Source organism: Mangrovimonas sp. CR14 (assembly GCF_011764015.1).
In the GTDB taxonomy this organism is placed as follows: domain Bacteria; phylum Bacteroidota; class Bacteroidia; order Flavobacteriales; family Flavobacteriaceae; genus Mangrovimonas; species Mangrovimonas futianensis.
The window spans coordinates 437,349-458,886 of sequence record NZ_JAAFZY010000003.1 but is presented as its reverse complement, the minus strand read 5'-3'; the positions used below and the strand labels follow the sequence as shown (position 1 = coordinate 458,886).

Below are 21,538 nucleotides of genomic sequence, written 5' to 3'. Positions count from 1 at the left end.
TGCGACCTTATGATAAATATTAAGTACTATGAAAACTTTGTTTGGAAAAACATGGATTGTAATGGTTGCAATTATGTTTACTGTGGGGTTTGGTTTTTCATCTTGTAGTGATGACGACAATGAAACTGCAACACCCCAATTGATCAATGCGAATCTAACCGATTCTGAAGAGGAAGCACTTCTTTTTATGTTGGAAGAAGAGAAGCTGGCACGAGATGTTTATATTTACCTGGGTAATTTGTGGGGTACCAATCAATTTTTGAATATCAAGCAAAGTGAACAAACACATATGGATGCTGTTAAATCACTTTTGGATAAATATGATGTATCCTATGAGATTTTACCTGTAGGCTCTTTTAATAATCAAGAGCTACAATTCCTTTACAATACTTTGATTGAACAAGGTTCCCAAAATGTTCTTTCAGCATTAAATGTTGGAGCAGGTATTGAGGATTTGGATATTGTGGATCTGCAGAATTATTTAGATGAAATGGAACGCCCAGATATTGTTGCCGTTTTTGAAAGCCTTCAATGCGGCTCAGAAAACCATTTGAGAAGTTTTGTATTTGGTATTACCAATTTAGGAGAAGATTATGTTCCTAGTTATTTAACTCCTGAGCTTTATGAGAGTATTTTGAATTCTGAACAACAATCTTGTTTATAAGAGTAAATAAAGTCTATTATTTGATTTTTGATATTAAAAATGTAACATTTGAAGGTGCTTGACGACCTATAATTGAATCAATCAAAAAAAACATCATGAGAGAAGATAAACAATTATTAGTCGTTACCCATCTAAGTCAGTTACTGACATGCCTTACAGGCTTTGGTGGACTCCTAGTACCCTTAATTTTATGGGGAACACAAAAGGATAAGGTATTTGCCATGGATAAACAGGGCAAGGAAATAATCAATTTTCAATTGAGTATTATCATTTATTCGCTTATATGTATACCGTTAATTTTATTGTTGGGACTGGGGGTTTTAGGGCTTATTATCATAGGCTTGATTTCGATTGCTTTTCCAATAATCAATGCCATTAGGGCCAATAACAATGAAGTGACGAATTACCCGATGTCGATTCGTTTTATAAATTAGACCAATAAAAAAAGCTCATCTTTTAAGATGAGCTTTTCTATTGGTATTCATTTATTTTGGTTAACTGTTTAGCATTACTGGCATTACCAACATGGTTACATATTCCCCTTCATCAAGTCCATCTACTGGAGTTAAAATTCCAGCGCGATTTGGCAAACTCATTTCTAACTGTACATCGTCTGAGTTTAGGTTATTCAACATTTCAGTAAGGAATCGAGAGTTGAAACCAATTTGCATGTCGTCTCCTTGGTAATCACAGGTCAAGCGCTCCTCGGCTTTATTACTGTAATCGATATCTTCTGCAGAAATATTTAATTCGGCACCAGCAATTTTTAAACGAATTTGATGGGTTGTTTTGTTTGAAAAGATACTCACACGACGAACCGAGTTTAAAAATTGAGTTCTATCAATTACTAATTTGTTTGGGTTTTCTTTAGGGATGACCGCTTCATAATTAGGATATTTTCCATCAATCAAACGACAAACCAATTCCACATTGTCAAAAGAAAACTTAGCATTGGAATCGTTATATTCAATATTGACGTTTTCATCACTAGTGGCCAGTATTCCCTTCAAAAGGTTTAAAGGTTTCTTGGGCATAATGAACTCGGTCGTTTGACCCGCCTGTACATCTTCTCTAGAGTATTTAACCAGCTTATGAGCATCAGTTGCTACAAAGGTTAATCCTTCTGTTGAAAATTGAAAGAAAACACCACTCATTACCGGTCTCAAATCGTCATTACCAGCAGCAAAAATAGTTTTACTGATAGCAGTAGCCAATATATCGGCAGAAACTAAAGTGGATTGAGAATCCTCTAAGGTAACCGCATTTGGGAACTCATTCCCATCGGCATAAGCCAGAGTATATTTTCCATGATTGGAACTGATTTCTACCGTATTGTTATCTTCAACAACAAAGGTCAAAGGCTGCTCTGGAAATGTTTTTAAAGTATCCAATAACATTCTGGCTCCTACTGCAATACTACCAGAACTATCACTTTCTACTTCCAATTTGGCTGACATGGTGGTCTCCAAATCACTGGCAGAAATAGTTAATTCTGTCTCATTCAATTCAAAAAGAAAATTATCTAAAATAGGTAAGGTGTTGGAATTATTGATAACACCACCAAGTACTTGCAGTTGCTTAAGTAAATAGGTGCTTGATACTATAAATTTCATGTATTCAGAATCCTTAAAGTTCGTTTAATTACTATCTACAAATATATTTGATTGCTCCTAATATCGGAAACAAACTTATTAACATTTAGGCTGCGTACTTTTTCTTTCTAAGGTAATTAAACACCATACCAAAGATGCCTAACAGAACGAGCGGACACACAATGTTTATAAGTTGCCACTTTGTTTTTTCTTCACTTACTTTATTCATGTCCAAAAAGGCCATTTTGATATCTTTGGATCGAATGTTTATAAGTCCGCTGTCATCTAGAAGATAATTCACACAATTCAAAAGGAATTCTTTGTTGCCATAAAGTTGGCCTGAGCTTCTGTCAAAACCTAATTCCAAAGGGCCATTTTTACCCAAATCATTTTTAATGATATCACCATCTCCCACAATAATCATTTTAGAAAATACACCCTTGTCTTGACTATCTTTTAAATCAAATGGATTGATTCTATTGTTGTATACCGAAGTAAAAGAACCCTCTAAAAGAACAGCTAAATTTAGATTCGGTTTGGTGTACATTTTAGGGTCCGGTTCTTCGGTGGTCATACTCAAATCAATTTCCCTGGGAACACCATCCAATTTGGATAATATAGAACTTTTTAAAAGAATGGTCTTATGAATATCGTTCTTAAGAGTGTCTATAGGACTCGCAAAATCAAATTTCACCCGATTAATGTTCTTCACAATAGGATGATGGTTTTCTGGATTAACCAAAGGAGAATAGAACCAAGGGAAAGGTTGAAAACGGGCTTCACTGCCTTCACCTGTTGCCAATAAAATAGGAGCAGAGTAAAGGTCATTAACCAAATCTGGATTCACCCTCACACCATATTTAAAAAAGAAATCGGTCATGTTTAAATCCCTTTGAATCGCATATCCTTTTCCTGTTTGGAAGAGGCTATCCATTTCCATATTCACAGCATCAAACATCCAAAGACTTTTACCCCCATTCATGGTGTATTGATCCAAAACAAACTTCTCTTCCTCTGTAAAAGGCTCAATGGGTTTGGCCGAAATAATAAGATCATAATTTTTGAGATCACGCAAGGTCTTCTCCGGATTACGGCTCACGCTATCTAAAGTAAACGGGGCGATGTAGTAATAGTCTTTAATGGTTTTAACAAAGTCAAAAATATAACCATCACCTAATTGTCCATTCCCTTTAAGAATAGCAATTTTTTTACTTTTTGGATGAATAAGCTTGTTAAGACCATCTGCAAAGCCATACTCTAAATGTTGTACAGAATTGGTGACTAAATCCTGTTGTGTAGCGCCCATTTTATTCTTAATCAATGGGATAATCACCGTTTCTTCATTATAACTAGCAAGCGCCCACGGAAAAACAACTTCATAACTACTTTTGCCTTGTTCTTCAACTGACAGTTGCATTGGGGTCATACCCCGAGCGTTCAATTGTTGGATGTTATTTTGACGATTTTTTTCGTCTTCAATGGGGTTGATAAAATTAAAGGTAATTAACCCATTTTTAGATTCAAATTCTTCTAATAGTTGCTTCGTTTCATCCTGTAACCTTCTAAATTCCGAAGGAAAACTTTCTCCTTCCAGAAAAACGTCGATGACAACTGGTGAATTAACTTCTTCAATCATTTTTACCGTCGCCGGATTCAAAGTGTATCTTTGATCAGCAGTTAAGTCAAAACGTTTGTAAACCGATTGTGTAAAAACCAATACGACCAATCCCAATCCTAAAACGATAAAAACTTTAGAATCATTTTTGCCGATACGACGGTTATTAATTTTTAGGGTTGTTAAGGCTATAAATAAAAGAGCGATAAATAGAAAATAGACAATATCACGAGTATCCAAAACACCACGCCCCATACTTTTAAAATGGTAGCTCATACCAAATTTTTCAATCAATGTACTAGAGCTAAATTCAGCAACCCCTTCAAACCCTATGTAAAAGAAAAAACATAGAAATACCGCAATGATAAAAGACACGATTTGATTTTCAGAAAGGGTAGAAGAAAATACTCCTATAGCTGTATAGGCAGCTACCAAAAACAACAAACCAAAGTAAGAGCCAAGGGTACTTCCCATATCTAAGTTGCCCGTTGGAAGACCCAATTCATAAACAGTATAAATGTAGAGCAGTGTGGGGATAAGGGCCAAAATGATAAGCACAAATGATCCCAAATATTTTCCAAGAACGATTTGTAAATGTGAAATGGGTTTTGTGAGTAACAACTCTAGGGTTCCTTGCTTCTTTTCATCAGAGAAACACCTCATGGTCACGGCAGGAACCAAAAATAAAAGAATCCATGGAGCTAATAAAAAGAACGAGGATAAGTCGGCAAAACCATTATCCAAAACATTAAACTCCCCTTTAAACAACCAAAGAAACAGGCCATTGAGTAATAAAAAAACGGCAATGACTAAGTAACCTATGGGAGATGCAAAAAACGAATTGATTTCTTTTCTAAAAAGGGCAAACATAATTGGTATGTTGAATTAATTTAAGGAATGTAATTTATCCACACTCCAAGCTTGAGGTTTATCATTAAAAAGCGGTTTGGTTTGGGCCCAAACATTTTTGAATAATTCTGAGTTTCGATAGGTTTCAAGACAGTCATCCGTAGCCCAATAACTGTATGTGAAAAAGATATTGGGTTGATTCTTATCTCTATATAACTCTAAAAATTCACAGCCTTCAAAAGCTCTAATCTTATCTTTTACATTTTCAAAATTAGCTAGGAACTCATCAGTTTTTGAAGGGGCAAAACTCATTTTTACTATTCTTACAAACATACTTAAGTTTTACTAAAGTTAACCGTTACCGTATCCATCAGGTTCAATCCCATGAGTGAAGACGCACTTCCAAAGGTAGCCGAATTACTTTTATAAACAGCAATTTCCAAAAAACCAGAGGAATTAAAAACGGCCATTCCCTTTCCTTCATCATTTCTTTTTTCTGGAGGAATGTTAAAATTGACAATATCGCTATAATTGTTGAAAATCTTTTTGAATTTATTGGACCTCACAAAAACCTCAAAATCACGTCCCTTTTGAGTGTTTTCAAAGAATTTACGTTTAATGTTCGTTATGACATTTCCATAATTATCCACATAAATGACACTACCAATAATTTGGGTCTGCTCGTCATTCACATAGGGATGTATGTTTTTAATAGGCTTGATATGATCAATGACCTTTCCAATAACTTCTAAAGTGCCGCCACGTGCAATATGACAGGCTACTTTTACAAAGACATCCAAAACAGGAAAACTCGTTGTGATTTTATCATGGATGTTAATTTCTACAATTTTTTCTGGGGCAATTTCAGAGCAAATCATACTCATAATCCCATTATTGGCACAAATAAAATAATGACCATCGAGTTTTAATGCTATGTGCTTGTTTTCTGGATGTAATTCAGAGTCTATACCAATGATATGAATAGTTCCTTTAGGAAAACTGCTAAAAGCATTTTGAATAATATATGCCGCCTCGGGAATATTAAATGGAGAAACCGAGTGTGAGATATCAACAATTCTAACATCTGTCAATTCACTGTAAATAGCTCCTTTTATCGCACCAGCAAAGTGATCTTTCTCACCAAAATCAGTCGTTAATGTGATAATTGCCATAGAAGATTGTTGATATTTTTTTAACTTGATACACGTTAAAATTGTGTAGTTTTGTTAGAGACAAATCTAATAAATCTTGACTGAAAAAATTTAATTTAATCTCTTAGCTTTTGAACGAAATCATTATTGAACTTGAAGAGATGTCTCCAAAAGAATTTTTTGGAGCACAGAACGCTCACATTGAACTCCTTAAAAAATACTATCCAAAACTTAAAATCGTCGCTAGAGGCAATAAAATTAAAGCCTATGGGGATGAAGATCTTTTGGAAGAATTTGACAGACGATTCACCATGCTCATGGAGCACTATGTAAAGTATAACAAACTGGATGAAAATGTTATTGAACGTGTCTTGACAAGTCAGAGTAAGGATGATTATGAAACGAGTGCCCAAAGTGGTGAAGTTATCGTTCATGGTGTAAATGGTAGAATTATAAGGGCTCAAACGGTAAATCAACGTCGTTTGGTTGAAAGCATTCAAAAGAACGATATGGTTTTTGCTATTGGTCCTGCCGGTACAGGTAAAACTTATACTGGTGTGGCATTGGCAGTTCAAGCCTTAAAGGCCAAACAAGTCAAGAGAATCATTTTGACCCGTCCAGCTGTAGAGGCAGGTGAAAATTTAGGGTTCTTACCAGGAGATTTAAAGGAAAAGTTAGATCCATACATGCAACCATTGTATGATGCTCTTAGGGATATGATACCAGCTGAAAAGCTTCAAATGTACATAGAGAATGGAACCATTCAAATTGCACCCTTGGCTTTTATGCGTGGACGAACATTAGATCATGCCTTTGTGATTTTGGATGAAGGTCAAAATACCACCCACAATCAAATGAAAATGTTTTTAACCCGTATGGGTAAAAACGCCAAGTTTCTTCTTACTGGAGATCCCGGACAAATCGATTTACCTAGAAGAACCATTTCCGGACTTAAAGAAGCCTTGTTGATTCTTAAGAATGTGGAAGGTGTGGGTATGGTCTTTTTGGATGACAAGGACGTGATTCGTCATAAACTAGTCAAGAAAATTATTGACGCTTATAAAAATATTGAGAATAGAGAATAATGAGTCAGACAATTACTGATACCAATTTTAACTTTCCTGGACAGAAAAGTGTTTACAAAGGAAAAGTAAGGGAAGTTTACAACATTAATGATGAGCAATTAGTCATGATTGCTACAGATAGATTAAGCGCCTTTGATGTGGTGATGCCAAAGGGCATTCCGTATAAAGGTCAAATTTTAAATCAAATAGCGACCAAAATGATGAAGGCTACCGAAGATTTGGTGCCCAATTGGTTGGTGGCAACTCCAGATCCCAATGTAGCCGTTGGAGATTTATGTGAACCATTTAAGGTTGAAATGGTCATTAGAGGTTATTTGTCAGGTCATGCTGCTAGGGAGTATAAAGCAGGCAAGCGATTGCTTTGTGGAGTACCTATGCCAGAAGGCATGAAGGAAAATGACAAGTTTCCAGAACCGATTATTACGCCTGCAACCAAAGCAGAAAAAGGAGACCATGACGAGGACATATCTCGCGAGGACATTTTAAGAAGAGGCATTGTTTCTGAAGCTGATTATGTGGTTTTGGAAGACTATACCAGAAAATTGTTCCAAAGAGGTTCTGAAATAGCGGCATCTAGAGGATTGATATTGGTGGATACTAAATATGAATTTGGAAAAACCAAAGAGGGCAAGATTGTTTTGATAGACGAAATTCACACCCCCGATTCTTCACGTTATTTTTATGCCGATGGGTATCAAGAAAGACAGGACAACGGCGAGTCTCAAAAACAACTTTCCAAGGAGTTTGTTCGTCAATGGTTGATTTCTAACGGATTTCAAGGTTTGGAAGGACAAGTTGTACCCGAAATGAGCGATGAGTATATTGAAACGGTAAGCGAACGTTACATTGAGCTTTATGAAAATATTACTGGAGAATCCTTTGTTAAAGCTGACCTCAGTGATATTTCAAACCGAATTGAGCACAACGTTTTGGAATACCTAAACCAATAAAATACTATGTCAGAGAATAATCTTGGATTCAATACCACATGCGTACATACGGGTGAAGTGCCTGATGAACAATTTAAAGGAGCTGTATCTCCCTTATATATGGCTACCTCCTACAAGTCTAATGAGGAGATAAAAAGGTATCCAAGAGCATTCAATACTCCAAATCAGGAGCATCTGGCCAAGAAAATAGCAGCTTTGGAGTTTGCTGAATCTGGACTCATTTTTGGTTCTGGTATGGCAGCCATTAGTGCTGTATTTCTAACATTTTTGAAGTCTGGTGATCATTTGGTGGTACAAAATACCTTGTATGGAGGAACAGCAAATTTTATTAAAAATGACTTATCCAGATATGGTGTTGAATTTACTTTTACCGATGGATATCAAGTGGAAGACTTTGAAAAAGCCATACGACCTAATACGAAATTAATCCATATTGAAACACCTTCCAATCCCTTATTGACAATCACGGATGTACGTGGTATTGGTGAACTTGGGAAAAAGAAGGGAATTTTAACTTCCATAGACAACACATTTGCTAGTCCAGTACTGCAGAATCCCATAAAATTGGGTGTAGACATTGTAATTCATTCGGCTACGAAATATTTAGGTGGTCATAGTGATATTATGGCAGGGGCAGTTGTTTCCACAGAAACAATTATGAAAGACATTCATAGAGTAGCGATGAATTTTGGTGGATGCCTGAGTGACTTTACCGTGTGGATGCTTGAAAGGAGCATGAAAACTTTAGGTCTCAGGGTAAAGGCCCAAACTAGAAATGCCAAAAAATTGGCTAAGTATTTATACACTCATGAAAATATCGAGAAAGTTTATTATCCTGGCTTAAAAAGCCATCCAGAACATGAGTTGGCTAAAAGTCAAATGAAGGGGTTTGGAGCCATGATTTCTTTTGAGTTAAAAGATGGCTTAGACGTTGCAAGGTTTTTTGATGCTCTTAAAATTATTAAACCATCTTTAAGTTTAGCAGGTGTTGAAAGCACCATGTTGTTGCCTGCTGAAACGTCCCATTCCTTCATTTCGCAAGAAGAAAGAGATGCCATTGGCATTACCGATCGTTTAATTCGTTTTTCTGTAGGCATTGAGTCCAAAACGGATTTAATAAATGACATAGAACAAGCTATAGAAGCTTCTAAGTAAAAAAAAACAGATGAAATTAGAAATCCTTGCTATTGGAGCACATCCCGATGATGTAGAATTGGGGTGCGGTGCCACTATTGCAAAAGAAATTTCCAAAGGGAAAAAAGTAGGAATTATTGATTTGACTCGGGGCGAATTGGGAACTAGGGGAACTGCCGAAACCAGAGATTCTGAAGCCCAAGATGCGGCTAATGTTTTAGGAGTGCCCTTACGAATCAACATGGAGTTTGCCGACGGATTTTTTGTGAATGATAAATGGCATCAAATAGAGCTTATTAAAATGATTCGCAAGTATCAACCAGAGGTGGTTTTATGCAATGCTGTTGATGATAGACATATTGATCATGGTAAAGGAAGTAAATTAGTAAGTGATGCGTGTTTTTTAAGTGGTTTAAGAAAAATAGATACCAAAATAGAGGACTCAGAGGAATGGCAAGAACCCTGGAGGCCTAAGCAGGTGTATCACTACATTCAATGGAAAAATTTGGAGCCAGATATTGTAGTAGATGTAAGTGGATTTGTCAATCAAAAAATGGAGTCGGTGTTGGCCTATAAAACTCAGTTTTATGATCCAAACAGTGAGGAACCAGAAACTCCTATCTCAAGCAAGAACTTCACAGATAGTATCATATACAGAGCAAGGGATTTAGGTAGATTGATTGGTGTGGAATACGGTGAAGGCTTTACGGTAGAAAGATATCCAGCGGTAGATAGTTTGTTTGATTTAAAGTAAATTTTTTTAAAAAAAGTCTTTGCAGAAAAAAGGAAATAATATACATTTGCAATCCAATTAAAATGGTGGTTGTAGCTCAGTTGGTTAGAGCGCCTGATTGTGGTTCAGGAGGTCGTCGGTTCGAGACCGATCTTCCACCCAAAATAAAAGCCTTTCAGTTTTCTGAAAGGCTTCTTTTGTTTTGTGAAGTACGATTGCTATTCTGCTTTGTCTACTACAATCCTATTTGGTCTATTGGCTATTTCCCAAGCGGTATAGAATACTAAACGTGTTCTTTTTTCCAACAAGTCATATCTGATTTTATCTGGAGTGTCAGAAGGCTGGTGGTAATCCTCATGAGTTCCGTTAAAATAGAAAATGACTGGAATGTTGTTTTTTGCAAAGTTATAATGGTCACTTCTGTAATAAAATCTGTTCGGATCATTATCATCATTGAAAGTGTAGTCAAAAGCAATATTTAAATATTTTTTGTTCACTTCTTCTGAAATGTTATGTAATTCTGTACTCAATTTATCACTACCAATTAAGTAGACATAATTACCATCCGTGTCATCGTGTTTGGGATCGACACGACCAATCATATCGATGTTCAGGTTAGCAACGGTATTTGCCAATGGATAAACAGGATCAAAATCTGTATAATAACGGGAGCCTAAAAGTCCTTTTTCTTCACCGGTAACATTTAAAAATAGAATGGATCGCTTAGGGCCTTGTCCATTTTTTACAGCTGTTTGAAATGCTTCAGCAATTTCTAAAACGGCCACGGTACCAGAACCATCATCATCTGCACCATTGTAAACTTTTCCGTCCTTAATACCTTCATGGTCCAAGTGGGCAGATATAACAATAAATTCGTTTGGTTTTTCAGAACCAGGAATGTAAGCCAATACGTTTTCGGAACTAAATTCCTCTGAAACATTTTTATAATCTAAAGATAATTTCGCTGGAATAACTTTAGCAGTTTCATCTTGATCAATTTCTGGAAGGATAGCCTGAGCCAAATCAGAATTGACCATGAAATAAAACATATCTCCAGATTTTCCCTTTAAGCTCATGCTTTTTCGGCGATTGCTCCCAAAGCGACCTTTTGCCATCTCATAAAGCTGAGGGTTGTAATAGAAAACACATTTAGCTCCTTTTTCCTTGGCAAGATCTCTTTTAGACGCAAACTCCTGTCTAAAATTTGACCATTTTGAAGGCGTTGAATCTCCTGAAATGATGTAGGTTCCGTTTTCCGTTTTAGGTTCTCCAGATTTGATTAAAACAACCTTGTCTCTAACGTCTAATTGTGAATAATCTGAGTAATTGGAATCCTCAATTCCGTATCCTGCAAAAACCACCTCATTGGCATTCAAAGAACCGTCCATGGCACTTGAAAGAGAAATAAAGTTATCTGTAATTTTGAACTCTTGACCGTTTATGGTTAGGTTGACCTCAGGGGTGTCCAAAACTTCCAAAGGGACTTCTTGGAAATAGGTGCCATCAGGCATTCCACCCTTAATTCCCAGTTTTTTGTATTCTTCACGAATGTAATTAACTGCCATCTTTTGTCCTGGAGCACCAGTTTCCCTTCCTTCAAATTCATCTGAAGCATAGGTGTATAAATGATCCTTTAATTCTTGAGATGTAATGGTGGCAGCATAAGTAGTTTCATCTGCTAACGGTACCGAAGGTTCTGAGCTACTGGTATTTGTTTTTTGTGAACCACAAGCCCAAAAGAGCTGTGCCACTAAAATAGAGAGTATTAGTTTTCTCATGAAATGAATTTTAATGTGTAGAAAACAAATGTAAGCAATACAGGTAGTGCTTACAGGTATTTTTTAAAAAATTAACAAGGTTTTTGATAAATTAAAAGTCCTCATTCATAAGCAGCCTATTTTCCATATTAGCCAATTGCCATGTAGTGGCAAAAATGAAACGAGCTCTTTTTTCAAGCAATTCATAATTAATTTTATCAGGTGTGTCAGTAGGTTGGTGGTAATCCTCATGTTCTCCATTAAAATAGAAGATTACAGGGATATTGTTCTTGGCAAAATTGTAGTGGTCTGAGCGGTAATAATAACGATTTGGATCACTTTCATCATTATACTTATAATCCAAACTGAAATTGAAAAAGGAATTATTTATTTTTTCTGAAATATAGTGTAGTTCGCGGCTCAATCTATCGGAGCCAATTAAGTATAAATAATTAGGATTATCTTCATGGCTGGGATCTACGCGTCCTATCATATCAATGTTTAGATCAGCTATGGTTTGATCTAAAGGAAAAGCAGGATGCTCGGTATAATATTTAGATCCTTGTAGTCCTATTTCCTCTGCGGTGACATGTAAAAATAACACACTGCGTTTTGGTCCTTGATTTTTTTCCTTGGCTAGTTGAAAAGCTTCTGCAATTTCTAAAATAGCAGAAGTTCCCGAGCTGTTGTCATCTGCTCCATAAAAGATTTTTCCATCTTGTAGGCCCAAGTGGTCGTAGTGAGCCGAAACGATGACGACTTCTTCCGGTTTTTCGGTGCCTTTTATAAAGGCCAATACGTTTTCCGAAGCATTATATTTTTCAGGAAAATAATCCTTGGGTATCTTTTGAAAATAGATGGAATCCTCCATTGGAGAAGGAATATTCAAGGATTGGTAATAGCTTTTTAAAAATTCTGATGCTTGTTTTTGGCCTGCTTCTCCCGTCTCCCTTCCATATAGTTCTTTATTAGCTAAAAATTCTAAATGAACTTTTAATTCGGGAGCAGTTATTGTTTGTGAAAATTCTAAAATAGCCGTACTGTCCTTAATATGAATACCATTTTTTAAAATGTCTATTTTGTCAGAGTATTTTTGAGTGGCGCAAGAGCCAATAAGGGTGAGTATGGAAGCAATTAAAAAGGCTTTCATAGGTATTGAATAATAGCTTATTAGTTCAAATAAAGCAAAAAAAAAGGGAACCCGGAAAGATTCTCTTTTTTATTTATTCATGTTTTATAAATGATGATTATAAATCCTCATCTTCAATGTCAAGGTCATCGAGTTCATTAGTATCAACATCTTCCAATTCATCTGTTTCGATACCGTCTAATTCTTCGACTTCAATACCATCGATTTCTTCTGTGTCTAGGCCTTCTAAAATCTCCATGGAATCTTCAACCGATTCTTCTTCCTTTTTCTCAAGCGCCTCTGTATTTCCAACCTCGGTTTCTGTGAAAATAGATTTGTAAGTAGCAATGGATAAAGCAATAATAGTCAGTAAAAAGGCTAATTGAACAGTATGTTTGGGCTGGTTGTTTTTATTGGCAAAATAAAAAGCTGCTAATCCAAAAATAAGCGACCCAATCGCGGGAATAAATGCCAAATTTGAAAGCGGTAAAACAGATAAAATAACCGCTAATATAGAGCTAATAATAGCTAAGATAGTTAGTGCTTTTTTCATAATTAATTTTTTAGTCCTGAAGCGGATTTTATTTTTAATTCTCCGTTACCCACAGCAATTTTAAATTTAGCAAATACAGGAATTTTATTGGCATCTGCTGTAAGCCAAAGCAAATTATCATTAGATCCTTTCAAAACATCATTGTTCATTGAAATAGATAATTTATGACACATTTTACTTCCTAAAGCAGTACTCAATTGTTCTTGTCCCAAGTTTTTAATGTTAACCAAATGTTCTTTATTGTCAAAAATGACTTTGTAGGTTTTGGAAGTTCCTTTTTGAAATTGCGAAAAATCAATGTTACGAATGTTATAAATGGTTGAAACGATATCTCTGGTTGAGGCTCCTATAGACACAATTTTCTTTTCCTCCCAAATCTCTCCTTTACCATTTCTTTTCTTTTTAAGACTTTTTACAGTATGCGTTTTATGGCTGAAGGTGTATTGCATAAATTTGTAATAACCGCCTTCATCAATATCTCGTTTATATAGATAGGGCGTTAATGATCTTGGACTCACATAGCTTTCATATAAATCCCGAATTTTAAAGAAACTATCCCATTTGGAATAGGTTGTTGCAGTACATTTTAATCGAAGTAAGGTCGTTTTTGAGGTCTTGACAGGACTCGTTTCCATTTTCACCTCTGCTAAATCGGTTAAAATCCCAGACATATTGTAAGAAGCCGTAAAAACCAATTTTTCTGAAGTGCCAATGGCTGTATTTTGGGAAAAAAGGGCTACATGAAATAGGGTTAGGGCTAAAATTAAAAGTCGCTGCATATAGTAGTTTTGAATGGTAACGTAAAGCTAAACATATATTGTACCAAAGATATTATTTATCATAAAAAAAGCGACCTTCGGGTCGCTTTTATAAGATGTAATCCAATTTTTATTGGTTTTGTTGTTGGCTCTGGAATTCTTCCATGGCTCTTTGATATTCTTCCATCATGCCTTCTATTCCGCCACCAGTAGCTATTTTATAAATACTCCAGATAAGAGTTAAAACATTGATGATTAATATAACTAGAGCAACTATTTTGGCCGTTTGCATTGCTTTAACACTGCTTGGTTCAAAGGCTTCAGGATTGGCCTTGACTTTATTCAACTTATTGTTGGCAATAAAAAAAGCTGCTCCAGATAAAATAAATCCTGATCCCCAAATACAGCAGCAGGGAAGTGCCAAAAGGGCTAATACATAAACTAAAGTTGGATTGAGTTTTTCTTGTTCCATAAAGAGATTGTTTTAATGGCTTAATTTGATGATATAATTAGTAATAATGATTACCACATTTAGAATGACAAGGCCACCCATGACCTTATGATCATTTTTAAATTTGTAGTATTTGTTAAATATAAAAAAGAGAACCAAAAGAATGAGTGTAAAAATAGCAGGATACATATAAAAGGCACCACTAAAATCTCCCTTGGTAATCATTATGGCAGAGCGCTGTATACCACATCCTGGACATTCAAATCCCAAAAGTGTTTTATTTAGACATGGCAGCATGTAATTATCAAGAGAAGACATGATTATTTTCTTTGTTCCGTTTTTTAACAACTTGAAAAGTACTTAATTAAACAATGGATTCAAAAATATTTTTCAGCTAAAAAGAGTTGGGTTATTTTTGCCAAGTATATTTAATAAAATAATAGGACTCCTTTTATAGAAAGTTATGCCAAAATACGTCAACTATATTATAATCCTTTTGGGAGCTTGTGTCGCTATTTACGCCAAAGCAGGTGAGGAACAAAATCAAGTGGTTTTAATCATAGGAATTGCTTTATTAATGGTTGGGTTGTATCGAATATCAACAGGAATTCAAAGTAAAAGGGATAGAGAAGACGATAACAATTCAACGGATCAATAGTCGTGGCAATAAAAAGGGGCAGCATAGTATCATTAATGGACGAAGACCTCACTGGGGTGGTAACCTCAATCAAAGGTGGTCAAGCTACAATCAAAACGGAAGACGGTTTTGAAATGGTTTTTCCTGTCTCTGATTTGGTTTTAATTTCGGAAGACCTCAATTTTATGGATAGTCCAGAGTTTGATTTGAATGAAAAGGAGGAAGGAAAGCGTAAGCCTAAACAAGTCAGAAAAGGGAAGGAAAAATTTCAACCACCGATGGAGGTGGACTTGCATATTCACCAATTAACAGATAAGTCTGGCATGATGTCTAATCATGACATGTTGAGTTTGCAATTGGACGTAGCTAGACAGCGCTTGGAATTTGCCATACGAAATAGAATACCCAAGGTTGTTTTTATACATGGAGTTGGAGAAGGTGTATTAAAATTAGAATTGGAATACCTCTTTGGAAGGTACGATAATGTCAAATTTTATGACGCCAACTACCAAAAATATGGATTGGGAGCTACCGAGGTTTACATCTATCAAAATCCACCAACTACCTATTGAAAAGGAGGGGTTACAGTTCTAGTATAAGATGTTGGAACATCACTGGAACTCTGCAATTCCCCAAAATCAAAAGTATCCTGTTCTAAAAACTCAAAAGTAACGTTGTTGACTTCAAGGTGAATGGAAAAATTCAAAGACATGTTATGGGGTCTGTAAGCAGTGGCGGGAACAGTAGTAGCTACATCCGAGTTCAAATAATCGGCTACATTAGGATTTGTAAAATCGTTAGAAGGATTGTTATCCTGTGTGATGTTTTCTTCATCAATGGTTAAAACAAAATCGCCATCGTCGTCGTTATCTAAATAATTGGGAATACCATCTCCGTCGGTATCCACTGGATTGGTCAATGGATCGCCATCAACGTCATCGTCATTATCCCCATCTCCATTGGCATCCACCAAATCATTATCATCTAATTCCACAATGGTCAAAATGTTGTCTCCATCATCATCAGCATCCAAAAAATTAGGAATACCGTCACCATCCGTGTCATCATCATATAAATCTCCATTGCCATTTATATCTTCCAGTTCTGCTGGAACACCATCGTTGTCATCTTGCAACAAGGCTATCGTTAAGATATAGGAACTTGAACTTACATAATCTTGATTGATTTGCAGATCTGCTGGGGGCACATCATTACAAAATATATTATTGATATTATCACGATTGTAGGTTCGGTAATTAAAAGTTCCAGATCCGGTCAAACTTTCATTAACCAATTGAACCAATAGTTCATTTTCATCAACAAATTCTAATTGAAAAATGTCATTTAAAACGTCTGCATCATCTACATAAAGAGAGAGGGACTCGGTAGGGTCTTCCTTGGTTTTATAAAATACGGTTTGCCCACAAGCATAGAATTCATCATCAAAATCAATATTTATGGTTAAAACATCACCGTCATCACAAGCAAACACCAAGAAGGCCAAGGAAAAAAGAGCAAGAAATTTTTGCATAACATAAGTTTAGTTAGCAAAAATAAAAGTTTTACCAAATATACGTAGGCCATCCTTGTTAATAATTTTATTTGCGGTAATTTTGCAAACCTTAGAAACAAATGTCAAAAAACTTATGAAATCTGTATATTTTGATAGTGCTGCAACAACACAAGTGAGGGAGGAAGTGATCCATGATATGATGGAGGTGCTGCAGAAAAATTACGGAAATCCATCTTCAACTCATGCTTTTGGTAGGTCGTCAAAAACAATTGTCGAATCAGCAAGAAAAACCATAGCCAAGTATTTGAATGCGCTACCTCAAGAAATTATTTTCACATCAGGAGGAACAGAAGCTGATAATATGATTTTGCGATGTGCTGTTAGAGATGCTGGTGTAAAAACAATTATTACATCACCCATTGAACACCATGCTGTTCTTCATACTGTGGAAGAATTGGAAAAGGAATATGGAATCCAAGGTAAGATGGTTAAATTACAAGCTTGCGGTAGTCCGGATTTGGAAGATTTAGAGCGTTTATTACAAGCAGATGATTCAAAAAAACTTGTGAGTTTGATGCATGTAAATAATGAGGTAGGAAATATTTTGGATATCAAAAAAGTGGCAGAGCTTTGTAAAGAAAACAATACTTTGTTTCATAGTGATACGGTACAGTCTGTAGGGCATTTTGAATGGGATGTACAAGATGTGCCTATTGATTTTATGACGGCTGCAGCCCACAAATTCCATGGTCCTAAAGGTATAGGGTTTGCGTTTATTCGTAAAAATAGTGGTTTGAAACCGCTTATTTTTGGCGGATCTCAAGAACGTGGTTTTAGAGCTGGTACTGAAGGAGTTCATAATATCAAAGGATTGGAGACTGCTTTTAAACTGGCTTATGACCATCTAGAGGAAGAAAGAGCTTATGTACAATCTATTAAGGATTATTTCAAGGAAGAGATTAAATCGGAAATTCCTGAAGTTAAATTTAATGGCAATTGTGGTGATTCTGTAAAGAGCACTTATACGTTGATTAATGTATGTTTGCCCATGACACCTGAAAAGGCAGTAACCTTGCAGTTTCAAATGGATTTAAAAGGTATTGCTTGTTCTAAAGGAAGTGCTTGCCAAAGTGGTAGCAGTAAGGGATCACATGTTTTGGAACACATTCTAAGTGATGAGGATTTATTAAAACCTTCACTGCGTTTTTCATTTAGTAAATACAATACCAGAGAGGATGTTGATTACGTGGTTGAGGTATTAAAAGAAGTTGTAAACTCTTAATGGAACTATTATAGTTCAGATAAAAAAAATCGGCTGTTTTAGAAACAGCCGATTTTTTTTATTTATAAGGAATAACCAAAATAGGTATTTTGGACTCATTTAAAACTTCAGAAGACACACTACCTATGAATGCTTGGTAGAAAATATTGTGATTGTGATGACCTACTATAATTAGTTCGGAATTCAAATCTTCAGCTTTTTCAAGCAATGTTTTAACGGTTTCACCTTGAATCAACAGAGCTTCCGCTTCGATTCCCTTATTTACAAGTTCCCCAGCATATTCTTGAATTTTTTTGTGTTCATCCCTTAATTCCTCGGCTCGGGTTTCCCGTATGTAATCTGGGCCCACTTCATATCCAACAAAATCTGGATCTGGTGCTGCAATATGAACAAGCCATAATTTTGAATTAAAAGCTTTAGAAAAGCTATAGGCCTTGTCTAACACAAGCTGTTCATTGTCTTTAAAATCGATGGCAACAACTATGTTTTTCATTACGTAAGGGTTTAAAACTTAAATTTAGTGAAAAACGCTGTAAAATTAGCTTTTCGAGCTGGTTTAATGTGGTCTAATAGTTTGTTTCTAATCAAGTTTTAAATGATTACTTGTTTGACTGAGCTTAGTTCAAAACATAGGAAAATCCGATAGTGGGTCCAATGCCTGAATAAAGGTTATTAGTATTCTTTGATGTGATGTTTCTAGTGCTTATGTAGGGTATGATAAACTCGAATCCAAATTTATCATTCAGGAAGTAGTTTGTTCCTATCCCTATATTTAAAATAGAAATACCACCACTTAGATCTTGATGCTTATTGGTACGTGACGAACTTTGATCTGCATCATATTTAATGGTTCCCAAACCAAAACCTAATTCAGCAAACAATCGCCATTTTTCTTTGTTGATGAAGTTGTTTCTTAAAGTTGGAATAAAAGCAAACGAGTTATAATAGGAATCAACACCGGCGATTGTTAAATCGTTTAAAGTGGCGTAGGAAAAATTGATGTCAATAGAAGTTTTATCTGAAATAAAATACCCGACTGAAGGTTTAAGCACCATTCCATTGATGCCTGATTCAAAACCATCTGAAGACCCATATAGGGGTAAAGCAGAAACGGTGAGTTTGATGTCGTTTTGTTGGGATTGACTATAGGAATTATAATACACTAAGGTTAAACAGAGGGTTAGGAAAAGAAATTTGTTCATAGTAAATGTTTTGGTTTAAATAACGAAAAGACAGGTATCAAGAACCATTCCTTTTTAAAAATAGTTATGTGGTATTCAAGTGAAGTGCTGAAGGAAGCTTTTAGATCATTTATGGTATGAAGGAATTATAGAATAACGGAATAATCTTGATTGTACTTCAATTGAGGAATTATGGCCATAACTAATCATAGCCATAATTTGATTAAAAGTGATGGTCCTGTTTATGGCTCTGGCCTTTGCCTTTGGTGGGTAGTGTTAAAATCCTATGAAGGTAGTACAACAATATTAACAAGAACTCAACATACTTTTTGTTTCATGCCATTGTCTATCTAGCATTCAGCCCAAATTCCTGCTCAACGGCTTGGTACCATTCGTCGTCGTTTGTGGCATTCCAATCCACCCATTCTTCATCAGATTTTGTTTTTCTCCAGGCAATAAAGGGTTCGGCATCGGGACCAACGGGATGTCTTAATTTCCAATCGTTGCTCTCAGCAACTTCAAATATCTTATCAGCTACCAGTGAGGGTGGTGTAGGGGTTTCTAAGGAAGCTTTAAAAAGACCAGCAAGTCGTTTTGAATGCGGATAAATGGATTCTTGGTTGGTGGATATATCCATAGCCATTTGGGTTTTGATAATCCCAGGTTCCACAATGGCTACCTTAACATTGAATGGTTTTAATTCCTGCGCCAAAGCTTCACTAATGGCTTCAAGTGCATGTTTACTTGCGGCATACCCACCCAAGGGACTATTTGCAATGTGCCCTGAAACAGAGGCAATATTGATGATACAACCTGATTTGTTTTTTCGCATTTGTGGCAACAAGGCCTTAGTACATCGTAGGACTCCCAAATAGTTGGTGTTCATAATGGCTTGGAAATCATCTATAGACATTTCTTCAATGGAACCATGACGTTCAATTCCAGCATTGTTGACAAGCACATCTATAAAAACACCGTCTTGATTGATGTTGTCCATACATTGTTTAACAGAAGTATTAGAATCAACATCCATCTCACAAATTGTAATGTCTAAAGATTCTTTTTTAATGCTCTGTTTTAATTCTACAGCGGCTTCGGGGCGGCGCATTGTAGCAATTACTTGGTAACCAGCACGCCCAAATTTTAAGGCAGTTTCAAGTCCGATACCTTTGCTTGTTCCTGTGATGAGTACAGTTTTCATAAAATATTATTTTTGTCAAGCGGGTTAAAAGGCGATAAGGGAGGTGTTAAGGAATTGGGGCTAGAATAGAAAATCTATTGGTTTTTTGATACCAAGGTGAGGCTATTTGATTTCCTTTATTTTTCTATTTGCGGCAGTTGCTTAGTTACTAAGTTACTAAATATAGAATTAGTAATGGAGAATTAGCAGAAAAATAGATAGAAATGATTTTTTAATTGAATAGGAAGAGACAAAGGTTAATTCATCGATCTTAAAAACAAAAAGAGTTGAATGCTGTAGGCAATAAAAAAGAAAACCCTTGAAGTTAAGTAACTTTCAAGGGTTTTTGCGGAGAAAGAGGGATTCGAACCCCCGGAGGTGTGACCCTCAACAGTTTTCAAGACTGCCGCATTCGACCACTCTGCCATTTCTCCTAAGCGGTTGCAAATATAAGAACTATTCTTGAAAAGAAAATAATTTTTTTTAAGAAAAGTTTTGGTTTTAAATTAAAGGATTCTAAAATAATGATTCACAAGGTTTTGTTTGTCGTAATTTTTAAAATTCAAAAGTTCCTTCTATGGTCAGGAGGTATTCGTTTGCCTTTTGCATATTTAATAAGATTTATTTGGAACTTAAAAGGGCACACGTTCAAATCGCTATCTTTGCAACCTAAATTAAATGAAGTTGGGAATAATAGAACAATTACAATGGCGTTATGCCACAAAGGCCTTTAATAGTGAAAAGTTTTTGACGGAAGAACAACTATCCACATTGTTACAAGCATTTAATTTGACTGCGACTTCCTATGGTTTGCAACCTATTAAATTAGTGGTTGTTCAAAATAAAGAGAAACAAAAACAATTGGTTGCTGCTAGCATGGGACAAAAACAAGTGGAGCAAGCATCTCATGTGTTAGTGTTTTGTGTACAGACATCGATAGATAAAGAGTTTGTAACTGAATACTTTGATAGGGTTCATAACATCCGAAATACTCCAAAAACGGTTTTAAAACCTTTTAAGAATTTCCTAATTGAAGATTTTGAAAACAAGTCTCAAGATCAAATAGAGGTTTGGGCCACTCATCAAGCATATCTAGCCATGGGAAATTTAATGACCGTCTGTGCTATGGAAGGTATTGATGCCTGCCCTATGGAGGGGTTTGAAGCAAATAAGTATGATGAACTATTAGGTTTAACTCCCAAAGGGTTAAGATCGGTATTGGTTATGCCCATTGGTTTCCGCGCAGATGATGATATGTTTGCCTCCTTTAAAAAAGTTAGAAAGAATCTTGAAGATTCTGTAGTTATTTGGTAAAAAGACAAGT

24 protein-coding genes and 2 tRNA genes are annotated in these 21,538 nt (G+C 35.7%); 11 read left to right on the top strand and 15 right to left on the bottom strand.

Translation table 11 applies throughout. The features are described 5' to 3' along the window. Positions 1–28 precede the first annotated feature (28 nt). Positions 29–664, top strand: a complete 636-nt coding sequence (locus tag GZ212_RS08045; RefSeq protein ID WP_166958821.1) for a DUF2202 domain-containing protein — start codon at positions 29–31, stop codon at positions 662–664. Positions 665–759: 95 nt separating this feature from the next. After that, on the top strand, positions 760–1,098 hold the full coding sequence (locus tag GZ212_RS08040) for a DUF4870 domain-containing protein (protein ID WP_166958819.1): 339 nt from the start codon (positions 760–762) through the stop codon (positions 1,096–1,098). Between the two features lie 60 nt (positions 1,099–1,158). Here GZ212_RS08040 and dnaN read toward each other — a convergent pair whose 3' ends face one another. From dnaN to GZ212_RS08020, 4 genes are all read right to left on the bottom strand, one after another. Then, the gene (gene dnaN, locus GZ212_RS08035) at positions 1,159–2,277 is read right to left on the bottom strand and encodes a DNA polymerase III subunit beta (protein WP_166958817.1); all 1,119 of its coding nucleotides are present in this window, start codon (positions 2,275–2,277) and stop codon (positions 1,159–1,161) included. Between the two features lie 85 nt (positions 2,278–2,362). Continuing rightward, positions 2,363–4,741, bottom strand: coding sequence for a gliding motility-associated ABC transporter substrate-binding protein GldG (gene gldG, locus GZ212_RS08030; protein ID WP_166958815.1), 2,379 nt, complete (start codon positions 4,739–4,741; stop codon positions 2,363–2,365). A gap of 15 nt (positions 4,742–4,756) precedes the next feature. Further along, entirely contained in the window at positions 4,757–5,053 is a 297-nt protein-coding gene (locus tag GZ212_RS08025; protein ID WP_166958813.1) for a putative quinol monooxygenase, read from the bottom strand. Between the two features lie 2 nt (positions 5,054–5,055). Beyond that, positions 5,056–5,892, bottom strand: a complete 837-nt coding sequence (locus GZ212_RS08020; protein WP_166958811.1) for an S-adenosyl-l-methionine hydroxide adenosyltransferase family protein — start codon at positions 5,890–5,892, stop codon at positions 5,056–5,058. 110 nt (positions 5,893–6,002) lie between these two features. Here GZ212_RS08020 and GZ212_RS08015 point away from each other — a divergent pair, with 110 nt between their 5' ends. From GZ212_RS08015 to GZ212_RS07995, 5 genes are all read left to right on the top strand, one after another. Continuing rightward, positions 6,003–6,956: a PhoH family protein gene (locus GZ212_RS08015; RefSeq protein WP_053971978.1), complete on the top strand. Its 954-nt coding sequence runs from the start codon at positions 6,003–6,005 to the stop codon at positions 6,954–6,956. After that, positions 6,956–7,906 (top strand): phosphoribosylaminoimidazolesuccinocarboxamide synthase, encoded by a 951-nt coding sequence (locus GZ212_RS08010; RefSeq protein WP_166958809.1) that lies wholly within the window; start codon positions 6,956–6,958, stop codon positions 7,904–7,906. The genes GZ212_RS08015 and GZ212_RS08010 overlap by 1 nt, the downstream gene beginning before the upstream one ends. Before the next feature lie 6 nt (positions 7,907–7,912). Continuing rightward, positions 7,913–9,061 (top strand): PLP-dependent aspartate aminotransferase family protein, encoded by a 1,149-nt coding sequence (locus GZ212_RS08005; protein WP_166958807.1) that lies wholly within the window; start codon positions 7,913–7,915, stop codon positions 9,059–9,061. Positions 9,062–9,071: 10 nt separating this feature from the next. Then, positions 9,072–9,794 (top strand): bacillithiol biosynthesis deacetylase BshB1, encoded by a 723-nt coding sequence (gene bshB1 / locus GZ212_RS08000; protein ID WP_166958805.1) that lies wholly within the window; start codon positions 9,072–9,074, stop codon positions 9,792–9,794. A gap of 64 nt (positions 9,795–9,858) precedes the next feature. Then, a tRNA-His gene (locus tag GZ212_RS07995) sits at positions 9,859–9,934 on the top strand. 57 nt (positions 9,935–9,991) lie between these two features. On the opposite strand, the gene GZ212_RS07990 is transcribed toward GZ212_RS07995, so the two are convergent. The 6 genes from GZ212_RS07990 to GZ212_RS07965 all read right to left on the bottom strand — a co-directional run bounded on the left by GZ212_RS07990 (position 9,992) and on the right by GZ212_RS07965 (position 14,739). Then, complete coding sequence (locus tag GZ212_RS07990; protein WP_166958804.1) at positions 9,992–11,551, bottom strand: M28 family peptidase; 1,560 nt, start codon at positions 11,549–11,551, stop codon at positions 9,992–9,994. Positions 11,552–11,642: 91 nt separating this feature from the next. Continuing rightward, complete coding sequence (locus tag GZ212_RS07985; RefSeq protein WP_166958802.1) at positions 11,643–12,680, bottom strand: M28 family metallopeptidase; 1,038 nt, start codon at positions 12,678–12,680, stop codon at positions 11,643–11,645. A 97-nt stretch (positions 12,681–12,777) separates the two neighbouring features. After that, positions 12,778–13,212, bottom strand: coding sequence for an FUSC family protein (locus GZ212_RS07980; protein ID WP_197276727.1), 435 nt, complete (start codon positions 13,210–13,212; stop codon positions 12,778–12,780). 2 nt (positions 13,213–13,214) lie between these two features. Continuing rightward, a complete protein-coding gene (locus tag GZ212_RS07975; protein ID WP_166958800.1) occupies positions 13,215–13,991 on the bottom strand; it encodes a DUF3108 domain-containing protein in 777 nt (258 codons plus the stop codon). Positions 13,992–14,100: 109 nt separating this feature from the next. Then, positions 14,101–14,442, bottom strand: a complete 342-nt coding sequence (locus tag GZ212_RS07970) for a CCC motif membrane protein (RefSeq protein WP_053971985.1) — start codon at positions 14,440–14,442, stop codon at positions 14,101–14,103. 12 nt (positions 14,443–14,454) lie between these two features. Further along, positions 14,455–14,739, bottom strand: coding sequence for a DUF2752 domain-containing protein (locus GZ212_RS07965; protein WP_053971986.1), 285 nt, complete (start codon positions 14,737–14,739; stop codon positions 14,455–14,457). Between the two features lie 145 nt (positions 14,740–14,884). On the opposite strand from GZ212_RS07965, the gene GZ212_RS07960 reads away from it, so the two are divergent. Together GZ212_RS07960 and GZ212_RS07955 are read left to right on the top strand one after the other, a co-directional pair. Further along, positions 14,885–15,079 (top strand): hypothetical protein, encoded by a 195-nt coding sequence (locus tag GZ212_RS07960; RefSeq protein WP_166958798.1) that lies wholly within the window; start codon positions 14,885–14,887, stop codon positions 15,077–15,079. Between the two features lie 35 nt (positions 15,080–15,114). Next, complete coding sequence (locus GZ212_RS07955) at positions 15,115–15,630, top strand: Smr/MutS family protein (RefSeq protein WP_166958797.1); 516 nt, start codon at positions 15,115–15,117, stop codon at positions 15,628–15,630. On the opposite strand, the gene GZ212_RS07950 is transcribed toward GZ212_RS07955, so the two are convergent. Next, positions 15,624–16,589 carry a hypothetical protein gene (locus GZ212_RS07950; RefSeq protein WP_166958795.1) on the bottom strand — a complete coding sequence of 322 codons (966 nt, stop codon included), beginning with the start codon at positions 16,587–16,589 and terminating at the stop codon, positions 15,624–15,626. The genes GZ212_RS07955 and GZ212_RS07950 overlap by 7 nt on opposite strands. Before the next feature lie 115 nt (positions 16,590–16,704). On the opposite strand from GZ212_RS07950, the gene GZ212_RS07945 reads away from it, so the two are divergent. Then, positions 16,705–17,853, top strand: coding sequence for a cysteine desulfurase family protein (locus tag GZ212_RS07945; protein WP_166958793.1), 1,149 nt, complete (start codon positions 16,705–16,707; stop codon positions 17,851–17,853). A 58-nt stretch (positions 17,854–17,911) separates the two neighbouring features. On the opposite strand, the gene GZ212_RS07940 is transcribed toward GZ212_RS07945, so the two are convergent. The 4 genes from GZ212_RS07940 to GZ212_RS07925 form a co-directional block, all read right to left on the bottom strand. After that, the gene (locus GZ212_RS07940; protein ID WP_166958791.1) at positions 17,912–18,346 is read right to left on the bottom strand and encodes a universal stress protein; all 435 of its coding nucleotides are present in this window, start codon (positions 18,344–18,346) and stop codon (positions 17,912–17,914) included. A gap of 124 nt (positions 18,347–18,470) precedes the next feature. Beyond that, positions 18,471–19,055, bottom strand: coding sequence for an outer membrane beta-barrel protein (locus GZ212_RS07935; protein WP_166958789.1), 585 nt, complete (start codon positions 19,053–19,055; stop codon positions 18,471–18,473). Between the two features lie 325 nt (positions 19,056–19,380). Then, positions 19,381–20,235, bottom strand: coding sequence for an SDR family oxidoreductase (locus GZ212_RS07930; RefSeq protein ID WP_166958787.1), 855 nt, complete (start codon positions 20,233–20,235; stop codon positions 19,381–19,383). A 328-nt stretch (positions 20,236–20,563) separates the two neighbouring features. After that, a tRNA-Ser gene (locus GZ212_RS07925) sits at positions 20,564–20,648 on the bottom strand. 250 nt (positions 20,649–20,898) lie between these two features. On the opposite strand from GZ212_RS07925, the gene GZ212_RS07920 reads away from it, so the two are divergent. After that, complete coding sequence (locus tag GZ212_RS07920; RefSeq protein ID WP_166959079.1) at positions 20,899–21,528, top strand: NAD(P)H-dependent oxidoreductase; 630 nt, start codon at positions 20,899–20,901, stop codon at positions 21,526–21,528. Positions 21,529–21,538: the final 10 nt, after the last annotated feature.